The organism is Staphylococcus pasteuri, assembly GCF_030547725.1.
GTDB classification, from domain to species: Bacteria; Bacillota; Bacilli; order Staphylococcales; family Staphylococcaceae; genus Staphylococcus; species Staphylococcus pasteuri.
Window position 1 is genome coordinate 1 of record NZ_JAUOQO010000732.1, and the last position, 246, is coordinate 246.

Sequence of the window (246 nt, forward strand, 5' to 3'; positions counted from 1 at the left end):
ATGTGAGATTTCCTAATTTATAAGTATATTCTTTTATATCAGTATCAAATAATTTTTCCCAGGTACTGTGATCTTTAGGGTTTTGAGGTAAAATATGTTCTAAATTAACAAATTGAGCATCATTATTAATTGTGAGTTCTCTATTATTTTCTTGATCATAAATATTTCTTAATATATAACGAATGAGTTTATTCTCAGTATTTTTGATTTCTTTATGGTTTATTGCTGCTAGAGTTTCTTCATTAC

Annotated in this window: 1 protein-coding gene; it reads right to left on the reverse strand. The window is 24.8% G+C overall.

Features of this window, described 5'->3' with window-relative positions; genetic code table 11:
• Nucleotides 1-246, reverse strand: a 246-nt coding sequence (locus Q4528_RS15295; protein ID WP_303522555.1) for an HNH endonuclease family protein, incomplete at both ends; no start/stop codon positions are given.